General features: G+C 46.0%; 11 protein-coding genes, 21 tRNA genes and 3 rRNA genes. 5 read left to right on the plus strand and 30 right to left on the minus strand.

The features are described from left to right. Positions 1-217 precede the first annotated feature (217 nt). From AC4E8A_RS18655 to AC4E8A_RS18670, 4 genes are all read left to right on the plus strand, one after another. Complete coding sequence (locus AC4E8A_RS18655) at positions 218-1138, plus strand: 1,4-dihydroxy-2-naphthoate polyprenyltransferase (protein WP_490195235.1); 921 nt, start codon at positions 218-220, stop codon at positions 1136-1138. Positions 1139-1297: 159 nt separating this feature from the next. Continuing rightward, entirely contained in the window at positions 1298-2104 is an 807-nt protein-coding gene (locus AC4E8A_RS18660; protein ID WP_490195236.1) for a hypothetical protein, read from the plus strand. Positions 2105-2255: 151 nt separating this feature from the next. Next, positions 2256-3011, plus strand: a complete 756-nt coding sequence (locus AC4E8A_RS18665; RefSeq protein WP_490195238.1) for a TraR/DksA C4-type zinc finger protein — start codon at positions 2256-2258, stop codon at positions 3009-3011. Between the two features lie 399 nt (positions 3012-3410). After that, entirely contained in the window at positions 3411-3563 is a 153-nt protein-coding gene (locus tag AC4E8A_RS18670; protein WP_490195240.1) for a hypothetical protein, read from the plus strand. Positions 3564-4059: 496 nt separating this feature from the next. Here the strand turns inward: AC4E8A_RS18670 and AC4E8A_RS18675 are convergent, their stop codons facing one another. From AC4E8A_RS18675 to AC4E8A_RS18815, 29 genes are all read right to left on the minus strand, one after another. After that, the gene (locus AC4E8A_RS18675; RefSeq protein WP_490195242.1) at positions 4060-6468 is read right to left on the minus strand and encodes a glycogen/starch/alpha-glucan phosphorylase; all 2409 of its coding nucleotides are present in this window, start codon (positions 6466-6468) and stop codon (positions 4060-4062) included. Next, positions 6458-7909 (minus strand): glycogen synthase GlgA, encoded by a 1452-nt coding sequence (glgA, locus tag AC4E8A_RS18680; protein ID WP_490195244.1) that lies wholly within the window; start codon positions 7907-7909, stop codon positions 6458-6460. The genes AC4E8A_RS18675 and glgA overlap by 11 nt, the downstream gene beginning before the upstream one ends. Next, on the minus strand, positions 7906-8934 hold the full coding sequence (locus AC4E8A_RS18685) for a GlgC family sugar phosphate nucleotidyltransferase (protein ID WP_490195246.1): 1029 nt from the start codon (positions 8932-8934) through the stop codon (positions 7906-7908). Before AC4E8A_RS18685 ends, glgA begins: the two co-directional genes overlap by 4 nt. A 29-nt stretch (positions 8935-8963) precedes the next feature. Next, positions 8964-10124: a glucose-1-phosphate adenylyltransferase gene (locus AC4E8A_RS18690; protein WP_490195248.1), complete on the minus strand. Its 1161-nt coding sequence runs from the start codon at positions 10122-10124 to the stop codon at positions 8964-8966. Then, a complete protein-coding gene (gene glgB, locus AC4E8A_RS18695; RefSeq protein ID WP_490195250.1) occupies positions 10054-12006 on the minus strand; it encodes a 1,4-alpha-glucan branching enzyme in 1953 nt (650 codons plus the stop codon). Before glgB ends, AC4E8A_RS18690 begins: the two co-directional genes overlap by 71 nt. A gap of 676 nt (positions 12007-12682) precedes the next feature. Next, positions 12683-12754: transfer RNA gene (locus tag AC4E8A_RS18700), tRNA-Glu, on the minus strand. A gap of 9 nt (positions 12755-12763) precedes the next feature. Next, positions 12764-12854, minus strand: a tRNA-Ser gene (locus AC4E8A_RS18705). A gap of 5 nt (positions 12855-12859) precedes the next feature. Further along, a tRNA-Asn gene (locus AC4E8A_RS18710) sits at positions 12860-12934 on the minus strand. 11 nt (positions 12935-12945) lie between these two features. Continuing rightward, a tRNA-Ile gene (locus AC4E8A_RS18715) sits at positions 12946-13019 on the minus strand. A 1-nt stretch (position 13020) separates the two neighbouring features. Next, positions 13021-13094, minus strand: a tRNA-Gly gene (locus AC4E8A_RS18720). A 10-nt stretch (positions 13095-13104) separates the two neighbouring features. Continuing rightward, positions 13105-13180, minus strand: a tRNA-His gene (locus AC4E8A_RS18725). A gap of 21 nt (positions 13181-13201) precedes the next feature. Then, a tRNA-Phe gene (locus AC4E8A_RS18730) sits at positions 13202-13277 on the minus strand. Between the two features lie 228 nt (positions 13278-13505). Further along, positions 13506-13582, minus strand: a tRNA-Asp gene (locus AC4E8A_RS18735). Positions 13583-13618: 36 nt separating this feature from the next. Beyond that, positions 13619-13692: transfer RNA gene (locus tag AC4E8A_RS18740), tRNA-Met, on the minus strand. A gap of 13 nt (positions 13693-13705) precedes the next feature. Continuing rightward, positions 13706-13798, minus strand: a tRNA-Ser gene (locus AC4E8A_RS18745). 20 nt (positions 13799-13818) lie between these two features. Then, positions 13819-13895, minus strand: a tRNA-Ile gene (locus AC4E8A_RS18750). A gap of 6 nt (positions 13896-13901) precedes the next feature. Next, positions 13902-13975 (minus strand) — tRNA-Met (locus tag AC4E8A_RS18755). A gap of 86 nt (positions 13976-14061) precedes the next feature. Then, positions 14062-14134 (minus strand) — tRNA-Ala (locus tag AC4E8A_RS18760). 16 nt (positions 14135-14150) lie between these two features. Then, a tRNA-Pro gene (locus AC4E8A_RS18765) sits at positions 14151-14227 on the minus strand. A 7-nt stretch (positions 14228-14234) separates the two neighbouring features. After that, positions 14235-14311 (minus strand) — tRNA-Arg (locus tag AC4E8A_RS18770). Positions 14312-14326: 15 nt separating this feature from the next. Next, positions 14327-14415, minus strand: a tRNA-Leu gene (locus AC4E8A_RS18775). 13 nt (positions 14416-14428) lie between these two features. Continuing rightward, positions 14429-14503 (minus strand) — tRNA-Gly (locus AC4E8A_RS18780). A 7-nt stretch (positions 14504-14510) separates the two neighbouring features. Further along, positions 14511-14595, minus strand: a tRNA-Leu gene (locus AC4E8A_RS18785). A 21-nt stretch (positions 14596-14616) separates the two neighbouring features. Further along, positions 14617-14692: transfer RNA gene (locus AC4E8A_RS18790), tRNA-Lys, on the minus strand. A 14-nt stretch (positions 14693-14706) separates the two neighbouring features. Then, positions 14707-14782: transfer RNA gene (locus tag AC4E8A_RS18795), tRNA-Thr, on the minus strand. A 71-nt stretch (positions 14783-14853) separates the two neighbouring features. After that, a tRNA-Val gene (locus AC4E8A_RS18800) sits at positions 14854-14929 on the minus strand. Between the two features lie 8 nt (positions 14930-14937). Then, positions 14938-15054 (minus strand): 5S ribosomal RNA (gene rrf, locus AC4E8A_RS18805). Positions 15055-15312: 258 nt separating this feature from the next. Next, a 23S ribosomal RNA gene (locus AC4E8A_RS18810) occupies positions 15313-18248 on the minus strand. Between the two features lie 324 nt (positions 18249-18572). After that, positions 18573-20123, minus strand: a 16S ribosomal RNA gene (locus tag AC4E8A_RS18815). The 16S, 23S and 5S rRNA genes sit together here with 21 tRNA genes alongside, the layout of an rRNA operon. Before the next feature lie 364 nt (positions 20124-20487). Between AC4E8A_RS18815 and AC4E8A_RS18820 the strand changes: the two genes are divergently transcribed. Further along, complete coding sequence (locus AC4E8A_RS18820; protein ID WP_490195252.1) at positions 20488-20664, plus strand: hypothetical protein; 177 nt, start codon at positions 20488-20490, stop codon at positions 20662-20664. Positions 20665-20727: 63 nt separating this feature from the next. Here AC4E8A_RS18820 and AC4E8A_RS18825 read toward each other — a convergent pair whose 3' ends face one another. Then, positions 20728-21291 carry a GNAT family N-acetyltransferase gene (locus AC4E8A_RS18825; protein ID WP_490195254.1) on the minus strand — a complete coding sequence of 188 codons (564 nt, stop codon included), beginning with the start codon at positions 21289-21291 and terminating at the stop codon, positions 20728-20730. Positions 21292-21293: the final 2 nt, after the last annotated feature.

Below are 21293 nucleotides of genomic sequence, written 5' to 3' on the forward strand. Positions count from 1 at the left end.
TATAGTCGTGTCAACGTTCATCACTTTATTTCCTTATTATATAATAACGTCTTTTTGCACATTTGAGAAACGGAACGTTTTATCTTTTAAGATATGGAAAATAACACCTTCCGGCTTTTTGAAAAAGTTATTGACACTTTTGTGTCCTTTACCTAAACTTTAATCTGTAAAGCAATTGTAACTTAAACTATTTCCCACAATTAAGGAGAGGACCAAGATGGAGACATATACATCCAATATTGTGGAGTCAGATAAAGGCTGGCGTATCTGGTGGCAGCTGACCAGACCCCATACACTTACAGCCGCATTTGTGCCCGTCCTGCTTGGAACTGCATTAGCCGTACAGTACGGGGATATTGACTGGCTTCTCTTTTTAGCAATGTTGGCAGCAAGCATCCTGATTCAGGCTGCGACCAACATGTTCAACGAATACTATGATTACGCGAGGGGCCTTGATAACGAGAAATCAATCGGAATCGGCGGTGCAATCGTCCGCAACGGCGTCAAGCCCTCTACGGTAAAAGGCCTTGCATTCGGTTTATATGGGGCCGCATTCCTCCTCGGCTTGTACATCTGTGCCAACAGCAGCTGGTGGCTGGCAGTGATAGGCTTAGTTTGCATGGCAGCAGGCTATTTTTATACTGGTGGACCTGTTCCAATTGCCTACACACCCTTCGGTGAAATTGTAGCAGGCTTTTTCATGGGAATTGTGATCATCTTGATCTCATTCTATATCCAGACAGGGATTGTGACCGCATCGAGTGTCCTGATTTCGATTCCAATCTTTCTCCTTGTCGGTATGATCCTGATGGCGAACAACATCCGCGATTTCGATGGAGATAAAGAAAACGGCAGAAAAACGCTGGCAATCCTTATAGGCAGGAAAAAAGCGATCAATCTGCTTGGCGCAGCCTTTGCCCTTTCCTACATTTGGGTGATTGCACTCGTCATTGCCGGTTCATTTACACCATGGCTCCTCATCAGCATAATCAGCATTCCAAAAGCCATTAAAGCCTACAAAGGGTTTATTGGAAAAACAATGCCGATACAAATGATGCCTGCCATGAAAGCAACAGCTCAAACCAACACAATTTTTGGTTTCCTGCTTTCAATCGGATTGTTTATAAGCTATATCTAAGTTAGGAAAAGACCAATCGCCAACGCGATTGGTCTTTTCATGTTCCTTACATTCTCACACTTTCCTTAGGCAAAACCTACGGGCAAGGCCATAAAGGATACATAAACTAAAAAAATGGCTGTATTCTGCTTCAACGAAGAACGGATGGAGGTGTACAAAATGACGTTACGGACAACAGGATTGATCGAAAACTCCCCGGTGAGCGGAATTCGTCCCAATCAGCAAATGTCGGTGCAGATCATGAACCGGAATGCATCCCATTTTTCATCTGTACTTATCCAGGGCTTTCATGGCACAGAGCGCAAACCGTATATCCTGAAGACCATCGAGATTCCACCTCAACAGTCAAAGTGCTTAAACTTCTATGCCGAGTTTGATATGCTCTTTTTTGAATTTAACGTACTGAATGAAATGGAAGAGAACGTAGAGATAACTCTATGGGGCAAAAATTCGGATGGATTATTAACCATGCAACATCCGGTGTTTTCAGAACTAACAAATCAACTAGTTCAACAAGTACAGGAACAAAACGGATGCAGAAAAACGTTTGGTTTCGGCTCTTTATACGGTTCTGATGAAGAACAGCCTCTAAATGGCCGGTTCGAGACCATTGAATTTGATGAAACAGGGCCCGCTGTGAATGCCGCTCCTGCCCTGTTGACCAATCTCCTTTCTGTCTCTGAAAATGGGATGTATGAGATTACTGCCCAACTGACTCTTCTGCTGGATACCCGGGAATACTCAGTGCAGGGAGCCAGTTTTGAACTATTCCGCGGCAATCAGTTCCTTCCAGGCTCAAGGTTTGATTTATATATAAGTGAACCAGAAACCAAACTGATTACGACAATAGGCAAGACAATCCAGTGTAAGCTGTCTGCCGAAGATGCCATCAGCATAAGAGTTTCTGCCGCCTTAAATCAGCCCTATTACCGGTCAGGATCACTTACCATAAAGCGGCTCTATTAAGGGTTGTTTTTCCTATTAATGTTTTCCATCCTCAAAATCATGTTTCCGCCCTGTCCATATTGGATAAAGTACAACATACATGAAAATCAACAAAACTTTTTCATACTTGATTGCACCTCCAATATCAAATGGAATAAAGGACGTGACACAGATGTTGACGGATAAACAACTTGAAAAGTTAAAGGATGAATTGCTGGAACGACAAGAGCAGCTTCAAAGGCACTTGGACAATGATAAAAAGACGCTGCATGGCCAAAATGAGCAGGAGAGATACGGCGAGCTGAATACGGTTGATAATCACCCTGCCGACCTTGGAACAGAATTATATGAACGTGAAAAAGGGTTTGCCCTCGATGACCATGCAGAATCAGAGATGGAAAAGGTGGATCAGGCCCTTGCAGCGATGGAAGAAGGAACATACGGAAAGTGCAGGGTTTGCGGCAAAGAAATCGAGTACGAACGATTGGAAGTGCTGCCGACCACCCTTTACTGCAAAGAAGATACACCAGAGACCACGCTTGCAACAGACAGACCCGTCGAGGAGGATATTCTGACGCCTCCGAAGAACGACAGCTATATTAAAGGCCGGAGAGATGAAATAAAAGATTACCAGGACAGTTTCCAGGAAGCCGGCAGGTACGGAACTTCCGAAACCCCTTCAGATTTCCAAGGTACCTATAATGATTATAATTCCATGTATCAGGATGGAGTCAGATCGAATGATGGAAACACAGAAGACATTGATTCCTTCTCTGCTACAGACATCGAAGGAAAAGAAAGAAAAGTCGTCCCAAATGAAAAAATGGACGACTATGAAGACAAGCTGGATCGTGAAGACCTTGAATCACCGATTGGAAATATCCCCTACAAAAAGGGAGACAGCTACGTTTCAGATAAGAAAAAATAATATCACAGGCTAATCATGCCTGATGGTCTATCGATATCTTTACTCACACGCCGGTCCCGCCGAAAGGTCCGGTACACAAAAGGAAAGCGCCGGTAATAATCTAACTCGTTCGGTTGAGAGGGAGAAAATGCCTATTTGCTGGTGGTTTTGCCGGTTAAAATACAAGGCTGTTTTCGCATATATTGTTGTTTTCGGAAAAATCCCAAGTGCCGGATTTTTCCCCTGTATTATAGGGTTTTACTCTCGAAAAAGAACGGGCAGCTCTTTTCTTTCCCTCTCACCGCGGTTTTAACGACGATTTACCAGGATATTAGTTGAAATTTATATTGAATAGCAACAAAGTTTACGAAAAGAGCCAAATACAAAGACTTTTGCAGGCTGTTTTGAAGTGTATTATGAATGAAAATTGCACAAAAAAGAGGAGCTGCCAACGACCTTGCAGCTCCTCACTTCTATTATGTGTTATTAATTAAGCCCCAGATCGGTTGCACAGCCGGTTTCCCGTTAAACTTTACATTCTTCAGCAATGAAACCAGGTTCTCTGCTAATTGAGGTTTATAGAGGGAAAAATTATCCTTAATTAGCAAATAGTATTGAAAACAGCTTAAATAGAGGGAGAAATTCCTCTTATTTGACTCAGAAAACGTGAAAATAGGCAGCTTTGCTTTGTATAAAGGGAAAAACTCCCCTTATTTTCCGCAAAAACCACGTCTACTCTACATCTAACGGTAAAATCTCCCCTTATTTTTCTCCCACTGGTTATTCCCCTTCTCTTCCCATCTATTGTATCTGGCAATAACGAATCCGCGGACAAATTTGTAACATAAAATGCAGACCAGTTTGCAACACCACATACATTTATGCGGTAGTGCAAATTGGCCTGCAAATCAGTATGCAGCAATAAGCGAAAAAACACCGAAACTATTGATATGCCGATAAAAAAGGCGATACAAAATGCTATGCAAATTGTACCGCAAATTACCTTTCAATTTATTGGTTTCTCCCTCTGTACTGAACGGGTTAGTAATAATCAGCTGCGCTTTCTTTTTTATCTCTTGATCAGTTGCTTTCCGGTAATTCCCCAAATATCATCAGCATACTCTTTGATCGTCCTGTCACTGGAAAAATAGCCGGAACCAGCGATATTGATCAAACTTTTTTGCAGCCACAGGTCTGTATTTTCATACGCCTTTCCTGCCTTTTCCTGTATAGTTGCATAGGAGGCAAAGTCCCGCAGAACAAAATACTGATCATTTTCAGCCAGAAGCGAATCGAAAATCTCTTCAAAGTGGTCTGCAGAGTCAGGCAGTGTACCATCTATCAACTGATTGATGACCTGTTTGATATGTTCATCATGATGATAATACTCCATAGAATAATATCCACCCTCGGCATAGTACTTCATGACCTCTTCAGCCGATAATCCAAAAATAAAGATATTCTCGGGACCGGCCTTCTCAAGGATTTCAATATTTGCGCCATCCAGGGTACCCACTGTTAAGGCACCGTTCATCATGAATTTCATATTGCCCGTTCCAGATGCCTCTTTGCTCGCAGTTGAAATTTGCTCACTGATATCGGCGGCCGGGATGATATCCTCTGCTAAAGAAACCCTATAATTTTCCATGAACACCACTTTAATGCGGCCTTTTACAACCGGGTCATGATTAACGAGTTTCGCAACCGAGTCGATCAGCTTGATAATTTTTTTAGCATAAAAGTATCCTGGTGATGCCTTTGCCCCGAAAATGAAAGTCCTTGGATGCATATCAAAGCTCGAGTCTTCCCTGAAACGGTTATACAAATGAAGGATATGCAGAACATTCAGGAGCTGTCTTTTGTATGCATGAAGACGTTTGATCTGAACATCAAAGATTGAACCTGGATCGACTTGCAGTCCGTTCTGTTCCATGATTTTTTGGGCAAGCTGCTGTTTCTTATAATGTTTAACCTTCTGCAGTTCCTCCAGGAACATCCGGTCTTCTTTAAAAGCATGAAGTGCGTGCAGCTTTTCCGGCTCATGGACCCAATCACTTCCTATCGCATTTGTCACCAGTTTAGCGAGAGGCTGGTTTGCCTTTAACAACCATCTGCGGTGAGTGATTCCGTTGGTTTTATTATTGAATTTGTCAGGATAAAATTGATAAAACAAGTTCATTTCCCTCTGCTTCAATATTTCAGTGTGTATGGCTGCAACACCATTTACACTGAAACTGCCCGCAATGGCAAGGTGGGCCATCTTTATTTCCCCATGCGAAACGATAGCCATTTGTTCAATCCTATTCCATTCGCCGGGATATTTTTGCCACAAGGTCTGGCAGAACCGCTCATTAATCTCATTTACAATCATAAAAATTCGCGGAAGCAATGGTTTAAAGATTCTGACGGGCCACCGTTCCAATGCTTCTGATAAGGTGGTGTGATTCGTATAGGCAAAAGTCTTTGAAGTGATGCTCCAGGCATCGTCCCAATCCAGCCCATGTTCATCCAGGAGGATCCTCATCAATTCGGGAATTGCCAGCACAGGGTGTGTATCATTGATATGAATTGAAATAAAGTCATGTAAGTCACGGATGTCACGCTTTTGCGCCAGATAGGATCTCAGAATGGACCGCAGACTGGCACTGACAAGAAAATACTGTTGTTTCAAACGCAATGTCTTCCCCTCATCATGTGTATCATCCGGATAAAGGAATTCCGTGATTGCCTCTGTTTCCCTTTTATGTTTCATCATATCTCTGCCGGCTTGATAAGAAGAAGGTTCAGCACTCCAAAGCCTCAACGTATTGACCGTTGACGTCTGGTATCCAACTACGGGCATATCATAGGGAACAGCTGTTACAGCTTCTGCATCCATATGGCGGAACTTCCAGCGGCCATTCTCTTCATGTGATTCCACTCTCCCCCAGAAGAGCACCTCCACTGCCAAATCCGGCTTCCTCACTTCCCAGACATGGCCGTGACGCAGCCACTGTTCCGGCAGTTCCACTTGAAATCCTTTGACGATCTTTTGTTCAAAGAGACCATGCTTATATCGGATGCCGCATCCATGTCCAGGAAGGTCGAGGGAGGCCAGTGAGTCCAAAAAACATGCGGCAAGCCTTCCCAGACCGCCATTTCCAAGACCCGCATCCGCTTCCTCTTCTTCAATATCATCAAGGTCAATACCCAGGTCGGTCAGTCCTGCTTCGACAATTTCATAGATTCCCAAATTCATAAGATTCTGGCGGAGCAAGCGGCCAAGCAGAAATTCAATCGATAAGTAATAGACCTGCTTCTGCCCTGTGAACCGATATTGCTCATTGGTGCCGATCCAGTTGATGCTGATGTACTCCCTGATTATATTCCCAAGCGTGAAATACTGATCACGGCTTGTGGATTCAGGAAAAGTTTTCCCATACATCATTTCAAGCCGCTTCAGGAATACCACTTTAAAATCATTTTTATCAGAAAACATGGCTCTCACTCCTGGATGAAATTTTCGCGTAAAGTTGATTGTATTTAAACGCGGACTGGGCCCATCCACAGTCAACCCCCATCGCTTCTCTGACAATTCTTTCCCATGTGTTCGTGTCTTCATGATAAAACGCCAATGCCCTCTTCAATGTGTAGAGCATATCATGTGCATTGAAATTCCTGAATGAAAAACCGTGCCCCTCACCTGTATCCTCATTATAGGAAAGGACCGAATCATTCAGCCCTCCTGTTTCCCGAACAAGTGGCAGCGTTCCATATCTAAGGGCAATCATCTGCCCTAACCCGCAGGGCTCAAACTTCGAAGGCATTAAAAATAAATCCGATCCAGCGTAAATCTGTTTAGCAAGGCTTTCATCAAAGCCAATGTGGACTCTCAGCTTTTCAGGATATGCATTCGCCATATTGTTAAAGAATTGTTCAAACTCCTGGTCTCCCGTACCAAGAATTATAAACTGCAGATTTCCCTGCATGATTTCGCTGAAAACCCCCTTCACCAGGTCAAGACCTTTCTGCTTGGTCAATCTGGAAACGATGGAAATAATCGGCACATCCTGGTTCTGATCTAAACCGAATTTCTGCTGAAGCCGCCTCTTATTCTCCTTCTTCTTGCTGGGATCCTCTTTTGTAAAAGGTACAATGCCGGCTCCTGCCTCCGGCGAATAGTAAGAGTCATCGATCCCATTCAAAATCCCCTGGAGGCTGCCTGCACGCCCTCTCAGCACACCTTCAAGCTTCTCTCCATAATATGCGGTCAGTATCTCATCCCTGTAAGTTGGACTGACAGTCGTAATATAATCACTTGCAATAAGGGCCGCCTTCATGAAATTGATATTCCCATAAAACTCCAGCTGTTCAGGGTGAAAATAGGACTCGTCAATACTCAATAAATCTGTCATGACTTCCTTCGGAAATACACCTTGGAATTGCAGGTTGTGTATCGTAAAGATGCTCCTGATAAAACTGTACCCTTTTCTCCATTGATACTGGGTGCGCAGCAGAAAAGGAATCATGCCTGTGTGCCAATCATGGCAGTGGAGAATATCAGGATAAAAATCAAGTTGTGGCAGGCTTTCCAGGACCGCTTTTGTAAAATAGGAAAATCTCTCGCCGTCATCCCAGTACCCGTAAAGGCCGTCCCGTTTAAAATAAAATTCATTATCCACAAAGTAGAACGTGACACCATCATGTTCCAAGGATTCTATCCCGCAGTATTGTTCCCGCCAGCCGACCCGGACGGAAAACTCACAGACCTTTTTCATTTTGTTCCTATACGGCTCTGCGATTGATTGATATTTTGGCAGAATCACCCTGACATCAGTGCCCAGGCTTTTTAACTCTTTTGGCAGGGAGCCGGTTACATCCGCCAGCCCGCCTGACTTGATGAAAGGAACACATTCCGAGACAACAAATAATACCTTCACGAGTTCATCAACGCTCCTTGGATCATTCCTTTTCTGATGACAATTGGATCCTGCCGGGTTCCGACAAGTTTCACATTGTCCTCTATCTTCACATCTTTGTCCAGAATGACATGTTCTAATACACAATTTTCCCCTACTTGGCTTTTTTGCATAATGATACTGTTTGAAACCATGCTTCCTCTGCCGATTTTAACGCCTCTGAACACAGTGCTGTTCATTACATTCCCTTCAATGAAGCAGCCATTGGCAATGATTGCATTCTTCACAGTCGCACCATTTTGATATCTTGTAGGGGGTTCATCCTTTACCTTGGTAAGGACTGGGTACTCTTTTCGGAACAGCTGTTTCCAGCATTCGGGTTTAAGGAGATTCATGCTTGCATTGAAATAACTTTGAATGCATTCAATCCTTTCAACATATCCCAAATATTCATAGTCGCATATACTTAACCCGCCTGTTTTATCCTCAACCACATCTTTCATACAAGTATAGCCCGTTTTCTCACGTGTTTCGATCAACTCAATAAGCCGGGAAGTCTCCAGAAGATAGATCTCCATGGACCTTTGCTCATGATTCATCTTTGTAATATCACAGCCTGTCTCCATGTGGCGCTTTAGCATAGGAGTGAAATCTGTCGTGAATATCGTATTGCAGTTGGTAATCAAAGCATATTTCTGTTTGCTTCGTTGGAAATAATCCATATGATGTGCGAAATGATTGAATGAGCCCATCGCCTGGTTTGCCGAAACAATCGCCGGAGCCGGGAAAAAGAACAACCCGTCTCTCTTTCTGTTCAAGTCCCAGTTTTTACCCGAACCTAAATGGTCCATAAGCGAACGATACTGATATTTAGGAAAGATCGCTACACTGTGAATGCCGGAATTCACCATATTGGATAAGATGAAATCGATTAATCGGTAGCGTCCTGCAACCGGCACAGCAGCCAATGAACGGTTCAGCAGCAAATCTTCCAAGGATTGGTGATAAGTGGTTGCGTCAATTACTCCTAGCATTGATTTATTCAAGTGATTACCCCCTGTCGCATGATGAGTGGTTATTGTGCTTCCTCTTCTTCCATAATGGATTCCAGCAATGTTTCTGTAACAAGAATGACGTCATCAGACCCTTCCTCGGGAATGATGCATACTCCATCAGGGATCCTGATATTTGGCGGTACAATCACCTTTTCCAAATAAGCACCTTTTCCGATTGCCGCATCAGGCATAATGACCGAATCTTTAACATGAGCCCCGGTTTCCACTCTTGTTCCCTGGAATAACACCGAATGATCTACAACTCCCTCAATATAACAGCCTTCATTAATCAGAGAACCTTCCACAACAGCCTCTTCAGAAATATACTGAGGCGGCTGGTTGGGATTCACTGAGTAAATGCGCCATTCATGGTCAAATAGATTCAAGTCGCATTCATCATCCAGCAAGTCCATATTTGCCTCCCAAAGGCTCTTCACCGTTCCAACGTCTTTCCAGTATCCATTGAATGGATAGGCCATTAATTTTTTCTTTTCTTCAAGGAGCAAAGGGATCACATCTTTCCCGAAGTCATGGCTTGATTCCGGATTCCGGTCATCCATCTCAAGATACTCTTTTAACAGTGACCAGTTAAAGATATAAATGCCCATGGAAGCAAGGTTATTTTTCGGTTTCGGCGGTTTTTCATCAAACTCTACTATTCTCATATCTTCTGAAGTATTCATGATTCCAAAGCGGCTTGCTTCCTCCCATGGAACTTCGAGGACGGAGATGGTTACATCCGCTTTTTTACTTGCATGGTACTCCAGCATCTTTTCATAATCCATTTTATAAATATGGTCTCCTGAGAGAATGAGGACATACTCAGGATCAAACTGTGCGATATAATTAAGATTCTGGTAAATGGCACTGGCTGTCCCTGTATACCAACGGACTTCCGATGACTCAGCGTAGGGAGGCAGAACGGTCACTCCGCCGCTCTTCCTGTCGAGGTCCCACGCACTTCCGATTCCAATGTAAGAATTGAGGAGAAGAGGCTGATACTGGGTCAGCACCCCTACAGTTTCTATACCTGAATTGGTACAGTTGCTTAATGTGAAATCGATGATACGGTATTTCCCTCCGAATGGTACTGCGGGTTTAGCGAGGCTTTTAGTCAGTGAACTTAACCTGCTGCCTTTCCCTCCTGCTAATAACATTGCGACACAATCTGACTTTGCCATACTTAATGCGCTCCTTCCTGCGATGAATTGGTCTTAGATATACTACTGCATATGGTGGGATGGTCATCTCCACATAACATGGTTTCCCATGGTAACCCTCTCTTTTTACCGGTAAAATTTCTTGGTTGATTTGGTTGGATCCTCCGAACCTGTAATGATCGCTGTTCCAAATTTCCCTGTAACCATCCGCCTCCAGTACACCGACTTTATAATGGTGATAAACCACCGGACTGAAATTGCAAATGACCAGCATATGATCGTCGGGCTGTTCTGCTTTTCGGATGAACGAAAAAATCTGCTGGGATGCATTGTTTACATCCACCCAATCAAATCCTTCCGACCGATGGTCCTGCTCATACAATGAAGGCGACCTTTTATATAAATGCAAAAGCTCCTTAAGATATGAATTAAACTTTTGATGTTTTTCAAAATCCATCAGATGCCAGTCAATCTGTTCAAGGTCTTTCCATTCAGAAAACTGCGCCACCTCTGTTCCCATGAATAAAAGCTTCTTGCCGGGGTGTGCCGTCATGAAACCAAGAAGCAGGCGGAGCTGGGCAAATTTCTGCCAGTAGTCCCCCGGCATTTTATCGAGCAGAGATTTCTTTCCATGCACCACTTCATCATGTGAAAATGGCAGGATATAATTTTCGGTGAAAGCATACAAAAGAGAAAACGTGATTAAAGAATGCTTCTCCTGGCGTTCAGACGGCTGAGATTCCATATATTTCAGCACATCATTCATCCACCCCATATTCCACTTATAATTGAAGCCCAGTCCCCCATAGTGGACTGGAGACGTAACCTGCGGCCAATCAGTGGAATCTTCAGCGATCATCAGGGCATATGGGTCAAAATCAAACACGGACTTATTCAGTTTCTTTAAAAATGCGATTCCCTCATGGTTCACGCTGTTTTCATCCCGATTTGCTCGATAGATAATGTTTGCTACAGCGTCCACCCGGAAACCATCGATATGAAATTCTTCCATCCAGAACCTGGCGCTCGAAAGGAGGAAACTTTGAACCTCGCCTTTTCCCAAGTCAAAGTTTGCCGTACCCCATGTATAATTTTCCCGGTCATATTCATGGGCATAGTCATACAGGAACGATCCATCAAATTGATATAATCCATGGGCATCTTTACAAAAATGGCCCGGAACCCAGTCCAGGATCACCCCAAGCCCATGGGCATGACATTCATTAATGAAATATTTGAAATCAGCTGGAGAGCCATAACGGCTGGTAGGAGCAAAATAGCCTGTCCCCTGATAGCCCCACGAACGATCGTAGGGATGTTCAATGATAGGAAGTAATTCAATATGGGTAAAACCGTGTGAGACAGCATGTGGAATGATTTCTGCGGCCATTTCCCGATAGCTCAAAAACTCTTTTTCATCTTGCTTGCGCCAAGTTCCCAAATGGACTTCATAGATAAACATCGGCTGGTTATAAACAGGCGTTTCACCCTTTTTCGACAGCCATTCTTCATCCGTCCACTCGTAGTCCCCCAAGTCACAGACGATACTGGCTGTATTCGGCCGCAGCTCGTTATTAAATGAAAAAGGATCGCTCTTCAAGAGGATTTCCCCAGCCGCTGTCACGATCTCATATTTATATATGTGGTGGAGAAGGTCCTCCCCTGTGTCCAAAAACCATATACCTTCTTCATTGAGCTTTTGGCATTCATACCCCTCACTATCCCAATCATTAAAACTCCCGGCTACACTGACAGATCTCGCTTCAGGGGCCCAAACACAAAAGGCGGTATTGTATCTTCCATCCTTTTCAATACGATGAGCACCGAACATGCGGAAAGCCTCGAACAAATTACCTTCATGGAACAAATGAATATTAAAATCGGTAGGAATCACGGCATTCATCTCTTTCACCTGCAGTTAAATTTAAATGTATTTTATATAAATCTTCTTTCAAACTAAAGAAAATCCTTTAGTTATTTTTCGGAAATATCCGACAATTCAAAGGTATGTAAGCGGTTCACATGAAAATCTGCTTCTGCAGATAGAGAAGTTTTAAGGGATTGTGACGGGTTTTGTCGAAAAGTTTTCGTAACTTAAAAGAGAGGTGAGAGCAGAAAAGGGCATAAAAACGAGGATAAGGAGATAATTTGGGTTCAGTCTCATCTCAGCAGGAAGAGATGAATGGAAAAATATTTTAACCATTGTAGGAATAAGCTTTCTACCCAGCATGGACGGGACTTGCCTGTTAGGAATATCCGATTTGATAGATCTGATTTTTCAGGATCACTAGGTGGTGTTTTAGTCTCATCATTTTTTGTTGTCGATTTATTTGGTGCCTTAATAAAACCCTATGGAGCCATCAGTTGTAATCAATTTTATTTGATGACTAAATAAACCACACCACATGCAGATTGTTCCATATCAGTTCATTTGGTATCTTACTCTTCCTTATTTTGTTTTGCCTGAGGCCATATCTTACTTAATTGGCCCGCTTTCGTTCCGTTAAAGAGTCCAGATTCAAAATCAACCGTTTTTTAGCATACAAAAAAACACTATCTGTTTAGATAGTGTTTTGGAATGACCCGTACGGGATTCGAACCCGTGTTACCGCCGTGAAAGGGCGGTGTCTTAACCGCTTGACCAACGGGCCAAATATAGATGGCGGAGAAGGAGGGATTTGAACCCTCGCGCCAGTTGCCCGACCTACACCCTTAGCAGGGGCGCCTCTTCAGCCACTTGAGTACTTCTCCAATAATGGCTCCGCAGGCAGGACTCGAACCTGCGACCGATCGGTTAACAGCCGATAGCTCTACCACTGAGCTACTGCGGAACAAACAAAAGTGGGCCTAAGTGGACTCGAACCACCGACCTCACGCTTATCAGGCGTGCGCTCTAACCAGCTGAGCTATAGGCCCATGGAGCGGGTGAAGGGAATCGAACCCTCATCATCAGCTTGGAAGGCTGAGGTTTTACCACTAAACTACACCCGCAATAACTAAATGGGGCGACTGATGGGAATCGAACCCACGAATGTCGGAACCACAATCCGATGCGTTAACCACTTCGCCACAATCGCCATAATATTTAGTATTAAAAATGGTGGCTCAGGACGGAATCGAACCGCCGACACATGGATTTTCAGTCCATTGCTCTACCAACTGAGCTACTGAGCCATAATATGTTTCGGCTTACGCTAAGCTGCGAATCTCTTCGTCAGCGCCCTTATTCACATCCTCACGCACATCAGTGCGCTCCGATGTTCATTCGGTTGCTTCCTTGACCTTCTTGCTTATCGAAACCCTCTTATTCTGGAATCACATTCATAAAATTTCGCTAAGCTGCAGATCTCTGTATGCTTCAACGAAACCCACTTTGTATTGGTCACAATTCTTCATGAAAAATGGCGGTCCGGACGGGACTCGAACCCGCGACCTCCTGCGTGACAGGCAGGCATTCTAACCAACTGAACTACCGGACCATGTGAGGCTTTCGCTTATGGCGAAAGCCTCTTGTATTGCGGGAGCAGGATTTGAACCTGCGACCTTCGGGTTATGAGCCCGACGAGCTACCGAACTGCTCCATCCCGCGACGATAAAAGATATGGCGGAGGAAGAGGGATTCGAACCCCCGCGGGCTTTAACACCCCTGTCGGTTTTCAAGACCGATCCCTTCAGCCGGACTTGGGTATTCCTCCGTATAATGATTAAAGAATAATGGTGGACCTTGTAGGACTCGAACCTACGACCGGACGGTTATGAGCCGTCTGCTCTAACCAACTGAGCTAAAGGTCCCTTAAGTAGCGGCGGAGGGGATCGAACCCCCGACCTCACGGGTATGAACCGTACGCTCTAGCCAGCTGAGCTACACCGCCATGTTATTAGAATTTCCCTTTACTCACTATGTCTGCGAGTTGTTGGAAGTTTATTTTACTCCGCTCTGCTTCGTAAAAAAACTAAGTGGAGCCTAGCGGGATCGAACCGCTGACCTCCTGCGTGCAAAGCAGGCGCTCTCCCAGCTGAGCTAAGGCCCCAAAAATGTGACTGAAGTGGTCGGGAAGACAGGATTTGAACCTGCGACCCCTTGGTCCCAAACCAAGTGCTCTACCAAGCTGAGCTACTCCCCGAAATAAATGGCGCGCCCGAGAGGAGTCGAACCCCTAACCTTTTGATCCGTAGTCAAACGCTCTATCCAATTGAGCTACGGGCGCATATATTAAACTGTCTGGTGCCGAGGACCGGAATCGAACCGGTACGGTAGTCACCTACCGCAGGATTTTAAGTCCTGTGCGTCTGCCAGTTCCGCCACCCCGGCTAAGAACCTGTAATGGAGCGGAAGACGGGATTCGAACCCGCGACCCCCACCTTGGCAAGGTGATGTTCTACCACTGAACTACTTCCGCAAAAATATGGTGCGGGTGAAGGGAGTCGAACCCCCACGCCTTGCGGCGCCAGATCCTAAGTCTGGTGCGTCTGCCAATTCCGCCACACCCGCATATTTTTTCACCAATTAAAATGGTGAGCCATGAAGGATTCGAACCTTCGACCCTCTGATTAAAAGTCAGATGCTCTACCAACTGAGCTAATGGCTCATTAAGAATATAAGTGGTGCCGGCAAGAGGACTTGAACCCCCAACCTACTGATTACAAGTCAGTTGCTCTACCAGTTGAGCTACACCGGCAAGTGTTTTTCTAACAAGAACCAATTGTACTATCTTTTGATGTTAAATGCAATATCTCTTTTTGGAAATCATGGTGGAGGATGACGGGATCGAACCGCCGACCCTCTGCTTGTAAGGCAGATGCTCTCCCAGCTGAGCTAATCCTCCATTATAAAGCCTGGCGACGTCCTACTCTCACAGGGGGAGATCCCCCAACTACCATCGGCGCTGAAGAGCTTAACTTCCGTGTTCGGCATGGGAACGGGTGTGACCTCTTCGCCTTAGTCACCAGACATTGTCTTTTTATGGACAAGTATTATTATAACGAGATCATTTTATTTTTCAAGTGTTTTTGAAAAAATTGTTCTCTCAAAACTAGATAAAGGTCATGAAGAATCAGATAGGATTCCGAGTTTCGCTATTTGCAAACCAGCTCCGGCGGCTAGAAGCTCGGGGTCATTAACCATCAATCAGCCGAGGGCGAAGAACACCCTTATCTGCTTGCTGTCTAATGCCTGTCACTTCTGGTGAAGCCGCCTGCGCTTTTTAACGTGGTTAAGTCCTCGATCGATTAGTATCTGTCAGCTGCACGTGTCGCCACGCTTCCACCTCAGACCTATCTACCTGATCATCTTTCAGGGATCTTACTCACAAAAAGTGATGGGAAATCTCATCTCGAGGGGGGCTTCATGCTTAGATGCTTTCAGCACTTATCCCTTCCGCACATAGCTACCCAGCGATGCCTTTGGCAAGACAACTGGTACACCAGCGGTGCGTCCATCCCGGTCCTCTCGTACTAAGGACAGCTCCTCTCAAATTTCCTGCGCCCACGACGGATAGGGACCGAACTGTCTCACGACGTTCTGAACCCAGCTCGCGTACCGCTTTAATGGGCGAACAGCCCAACCCTTGGGACCGACTACAGCCCCAGGATGCGATGAGCCGACATCGAGGTGCCAAACCTCCCCGTCGATGTGGACTCTTGGGGGAGATAAGCCTGTTATCCCCGGGGTAGCTTTTATCCGTTGAGCGATGGCCCTTCCATGCGGAACCACCGGATCACTAAGCCCGACTTTCGTCCCTGCTCGACTTGTAGGTCTCGCAGTCAAGCTCCCTTGTGCCTTTACACTCTGCGAATGATTTCCAACCATTCTGAGGGAACCTTTGGGCGCCTCCGTTACTCTTTAGGAGGCGACCGCCCCAGTCAAACTGCCCACCTGACACTGTCTCCCACCCCGATCAGGGGCGCGGGTTAGAAGTTCAACACAGCCAGGGTAGTATCCCACCAGCGCCTCCACCGAAGCTGGCGCTCCGGTTTCCAAGGCTCCTACCTATCCTGTACAAGCTGTGCCAAAATTCAATATCAGGCTACAGTAAAGCTCCACGGGGTCTTTCCGTCCTGTCGCGGGTAACCTGCATCTTCACAGGTACTATAATTTCACCGAGTCTCTCGTTGAGACAGTGCCCAGATCGTTGCGCCTTTCGTGCGGGTCGGAACTTACCCGACAAGGAATTTCGCTACCTTAGGACCGTTATAGTTACGGCCGCCGTTTACTGGGGCTTCGGTTCGCACCTTCGCTTGCGCTAAGCACTCCCCTTAACCTTCCAGCACCGGGCAGGCGTCAGCCCCTATACTTCGCCTTACGGCTTCGCAGAGACCTGTGTTTTTGCTAAACAGTCGCCTGGGCCTATTCACTGCGGCTCTCTCGGGCTTGCACCCTACCAGAGCACCCCTTCTCCCGAAGTTACGGGGTCATTTTGCCGAGTTCCTTAACGAGAGTTCTCTCGCTCACCTTAGGATTCTCTCCTCGCCTACCTGTGTCGGTTTGCGGTACGGGCACCTTTTTCCTCGCTAGAGGCTTTTCTTGGCAGTGTGGAATCAGGAACTTCGGTACTATATTTCCCTCGCTGTCACAGCTCAGCCTTTATGGTGACGGGATTTGCCTCATCACCAGCCTAACTGCTTAGACGCGCATATCCAACAGCGCGCTTACCCTATCCTCCTGCGTCCCCCCATCACTCAAACGGAAAAGAGGTGGTACAGGAATATCAACCTGTTATCCATCGCCTACGCCTTTCGGCCTCGGCTTAGGTCCCGACTAACCCTGAGCGGACGAGCCTTCCTCAGGAAACCTTAGGCATTCGGTGGACAGGATTCTCACCTGTCTTTCGCTACTCATACCGGCATTCTCACTTCTAAGCGCTCCACCAGTCCTTACGGTCCAGCTTCTCAGCCCTTAGAACGCTCTCCTACCACTGACACCAAATGGTGTCAATCCACAGCTTCGGTGATACGTTTAGCCCCGGTACATTTTCGGCGCAGAGTCACTCGACCAGTGAGCTATTACGCACTCTTTAAATGGTGGCTGCTTCTAAGCCAACATCCTGGTTGTCTAAGCAACTCCACATCCTTTTCCACTTAACGTATACTTTGGGACCTTAGCTGGTGGTCTGGGCTGTTTCCCTTTCGACTACGGATCTTATCACTCGCAGTCTGACTCCCATGGATAAGTCTTTGGCATTCGGAGTTTGTCTGAATTCGGTAACCCGATGAGGGCCCCTAGTCCAAACAGTGCTCTACCTCCAAGACTCTTACTACATGAGGCTAGCCCTAAAGCTATTTCGGAGAGAACCAGCTATCTCCAAGTTCGATTGGAATTTCTCCGCTACCCACACCTCATCCCCGCACTTTTCAACGTGCGTGGGTTCGGGCCTCCATTCAGTGTTACCTGAACTTCACCCTGGACATGGGTAGATCACCTGGTTTCGGGTCTACGACCACATACTCATTCGCCCTATTCAGACTCGCTTTCGCTGCGGCTCCGTCTTTCCGACTTAACCTTGCATGGGATCGTAACTCGCCGGTTCATTCTACAAAAGGCACGCCATCACCCGTTAACGGGCTCTGACTACTTGTAGGCACACGGTTTCAGGTTCTATTTCACTCCCCTTCCGGGGTGCTTTTCACCTTTCCCTCACGGTACTGGTTCACTATCGGTCACTAGGGAGTATTTAGCCTTGGGAGATGGTCCTCCCAGCTTCCGACGGGATTTCTCGTGTCCCGCCGTACTCAGGATCCACTCAAGAGGGAACGAAGTTTCGACTACAGGGTTGTTACCTTCTGTGACGAGCCTTTCCAGACTTCTTCGTCTACTTCATTCCTTTGTAACTCCGTATAGAGTGTCCTACAACCCCAAGAGGCAAGCCTCTTGGTTTGGGCTAATCCCGTTTCGCTCGCCGCTACTCAGGGAATCGCGTTTGCTTTCTCTTCCTCCGGGTACTTAGATGTTTCAGTTCCCCGGGTCTGCCTTCCATACTCTATGTATTCAAGTATGGATACTGCACCATTACGTGCAGCGGGTTCCCCCATTCGGAAATCTCCGGATCAAAGCTTACTTACAGCTCCCCGAAGCATATCGGTGTTAGTCCCGTCCTTCATCGGCTCCTAGTGCCAAGGCATCCACCGTGCGCCCTTTCTAACTTAACCATCGGCGAACGATAAGCTTCGGATTGCGGCGTTGCCTTCGTTTCTTCCGCTGCTCATGTACGGTAAGGTACACTCCGCTGCTCAGAAACACGGGCGCCTTGCACTCCTCGCTTCTCCTTCACCTTAGTTTAAAACAATATCTCATAAGAGATATCCTAAAATGGCGAATTCTCGGTTCTTTCTTGACTTTCTTCATGACTATCTTTATCTAGTTTTCAAAGAACAATGTTTGATGGTGGATTTGTTTGCTTTCGCAAAAAATCTTATTGAACCATCAAAACTGAACAAAACAAAATCAACGCGTCACGTCTCATATATCCTTAGAAAGGAGGTGATCCAGCCGCACCTTCCGATACGGCTACCTTGTTACGACTTCACCCCAATCATCTGTCCCACCTTAGGCGGCTGGCTCCAAAAGGTTACCTCACCGACTTCGGGTGTTACAAACTCTCGTGGTGTGACGGGCGGTGTGTACAAGGCCCGGGAACGTATTCACCGCGGCATGCTGATCCGCGATTACTAGCGATTCCAGCTTCATGCAGGCGAGTTGCAGCCTGCAATCCGAACTGAGAACGGTTTTATGGGATTTGCTAAACCTCGCGGTCTTGCTGCCCTTTGTACCGTCCATTGTAGCACGTGTGTAGCCCAGGTCATAAGGGGCATGATGATTTGACGTCATCCCCACCTTCCTCCGGTTTGTCACCGGCAGTCATCTTAGAGTGCCCAACTGAATGCTGGCAACTAAGATCAAGGGTTGCGCTCGTTGCGGGACTTAACCCAACATCTCACGACACGAGCTGACGACAACCATGCACCACCTGTCACTCTGTCCCCCGAAGGGGAACGCCCTATCTCTAGGGTTGTCAGAGGATGTCAAGACCTGGTAAGGTTCTTCGCGTTGCTTCGAATTAAACCACATGCTCCACCGCTTGTGCGGGCCCCCGTCAATTCCTTTGAGTTTCAGTCTTGCGACCGTACTCCCCAGGCGGAGTGCTTAATGCGTTAGCTGCAGCACTAAAGGGCGGAAACCCTCTAACACTTAGCACTCATCGTTTACGGCGTGGACTACCAGGGTATCTAATCCTGTTTGCTCCCCACGCTTTCGCGCCTCAGCGTCAGTTACAGACCAGAAAGTCGCCTTCGCCACTGGTGTTCCTCCACATATCTACGCATTTCACCGCTACACGTGGAATTCCACTTTCCTCTTCTGTACTCAAGTCCCCCAGTTTCCAATGACCCTCCACGGTTGAGCCGTGGGCTTTCACATCAGACTTAAGAGACCGCCTGCGCGCGCTTTACGCCCAATAATTCCGGACAACGCTTGCCACCTACGTATTACCGCGGCTGCTGGCACGTAGTTAGCCGTGGCTTTCTGGTTAGGTACCGTCAAGGTGCCGCCCTATTCGAACGGCACTTGTTCTTCCCTAACAACAGAGCTTTACGATCCGAAAACCTTCATCACTCACGCGGCGTTGCTCCGTCAGACTTTCGTCCATTGCGGAAGATTCCCTACTGCTGCCTCCCGTAGGAGTCTGGGCCGTGTCTCAGTCCCAGTGTGGCCGATCACCCTCTCAGGTCGGCTACGCATCGTCGCCTTGGTGAGCCGTTACCTCACCAACTAGCTAATGCGCCGCGGGTCCATCTGTAAGTGGTAGCCGAAGCCACCTTTCCACCCTTCCTCATGTGAGGAAAGGAACTATCCGGTATTAGCCCCGGTTTCCCGGAGTTATCCCAGTCTTACAGGCAGGTTACCCACGTGTTACTCACCCGTCCGCCGCTGACTTCAGGGAGCAAGCTCCCATCCGTCCGCTCGACTTGCATGTATTAGGCACGCCGCCAGCGTTCGTCCTGAGCCAGGATCAAACTCTCCGAAAGAAGTTTGACTTGCTCATTTGCTAATTAAAGTGTTAGCAACTTTGTAAGAATCAAGTTCTTACTAGATTAACGTTGACGTTTTGTCTTGTTTTGTTCAGTTTTCAAGGTTCAACTTGTTTTCGCTGTGTTTCAAAAGCGACTTTATTATCATATCACTTCACCGTATGGGTGTCAAACACTTTTTTAAAAATGTTTGTTGAAGCGATAAGTTAAGGTGTCGTTTGCAGCGACGAATAATAATATATCATGATAATATTTTTTGTGCAATACCTTTTTTAAAAGTTTTTTTCAAAAAACATATTTTTTTTATACCTTCATATATTTAATAGTAAACAATCCCTTATGAGAGGAGCAGTTCAGTTATATGCTAGTAAACGCAGCCCTTATTCTTTCATTTATCATGGCGATATATTTATTTGCTTATTCCTTTGTACAAGCACTTGAAATCAGTGAGTCTGAAACAGAAGTCAAGGGAGGGACATTCATCTTCTCAATCATCATGGCTTTTTTCTTTTCTGGATTTACATATGTTTTTATATAATTTACACCAAAGCAGGGAGGATACGTCCTGTCTTTCCTCCCATCCCCTTTTCTTCAAATAAGTTCAACCCCTCATTTGAAAGTCTCTCTTCAACAAGGATGAGAGTGATGCATCAACAAAATGGCCTTTTTCAAAGAATCGTTCCCGCTGTGTTCCTTCATATACAAAGCCGCACTTCTCAAGGACATTTTTTGACCGGTCATTCAATGGATCGTAAAATGCTTCAATCCGATTTGTCTCCAATTGTTCAAATGCGTAAGCAAAAATGGCATGTAACGCTTCCTTCATTATCCCTCTTCCCCAATATCCCGGATTGAGTTCATATCCAACTTCCATTTTAAAATGCTCATTCTCAATTTCATGGAAACCGCAGGTACCGATTAAATGGTCTATCGGCTTAAGTGTGATTGCCCATCTGATTTGCTCGTGGGTATTAAAGCCGGAAGCCAACTTCTCTATTAGCGCTTCAGCTTGTGAAAGATCAGTAAACGTCTCCAGGTCATAGTATTCCGTTACTCTCTCATCTGAAAAGTTATCGTAGATGGCTCGTGCGTCCTTTGAAGTGATTTCTCTCAAAACCAACCTCTCTGTCTCCAATATAGGAAAAACATCCAATGCTTTTTCCATTC

This window comes from Bacillus sp. SRL337 (genome assembly GCF_984799155.1).

Bases quoted from the DNA above. Each gene is read 5' to 3' on its own strand.
- AC4E8A_RS18655 (WP_490195235.1), top strand. From the start codon at position 218: ATGGAGACATATACATCCAATATTGTGGAGTCAGATAAAGGCTGGCGT.
- AC4E8A_RS18660 (WP_490195236.1), top strand. From the start codon at position 1,298: ATGACGTTACGGACAACAGGATTGATCGAAAACTCCCCGGTGAGCGGA.
- AC4E8A_RS18825 (WP_490195254.1), bottom strand. From the start codon at position 21,291: ATGGAAAAAGCATTGGATGTTTTTCCTATATTGGAGACAGAGAGGTTG.
- AC4E8A_RS18675 (WP_490195242.1), bottom strand. From the start codon at position 6,468: ATGTTTTCTGATAAAAATGATTTTAAAGTGGTATTCCTGAAGCGGCTT.
- AC4E8A_RS18670 (WP_490195240.1), top strand. From the start codon at position 3,411: ATGAAAATTGCACAAAAAAGAGGAGCTGCCAACGACCTTGCAGCTCCT.
- glgB (WP_490195250.1), bottom strand. From the start codon at position 12,006: ATGAATGCCGTGATTCCTACCGATTTTAATATTCATTTGTTCCATGAA.
- AC4E8A_RS18690 (WP_490195248.1), bottom strand. From the start codon at position 10,124: ATGGCAAAGTCAGATTGTGTCGCAATGTTATTAGCAGGAGGGAAAGGC.
- AC4E8A_RS18665 (WP_490195238.1), top strand. From the start codon at position 2,256: ATGTTGACGGATAAACAACTTGAAAAGTTAAAGGATGAATTGCTGGAA.
- AC4E8A_RS18820 (WP_490195252.1), top strand. From the start codon at position 20,488: ATGCTAGTAAACGCAGCCCTTATTCTTTCATTTATCATGGCGATATAT.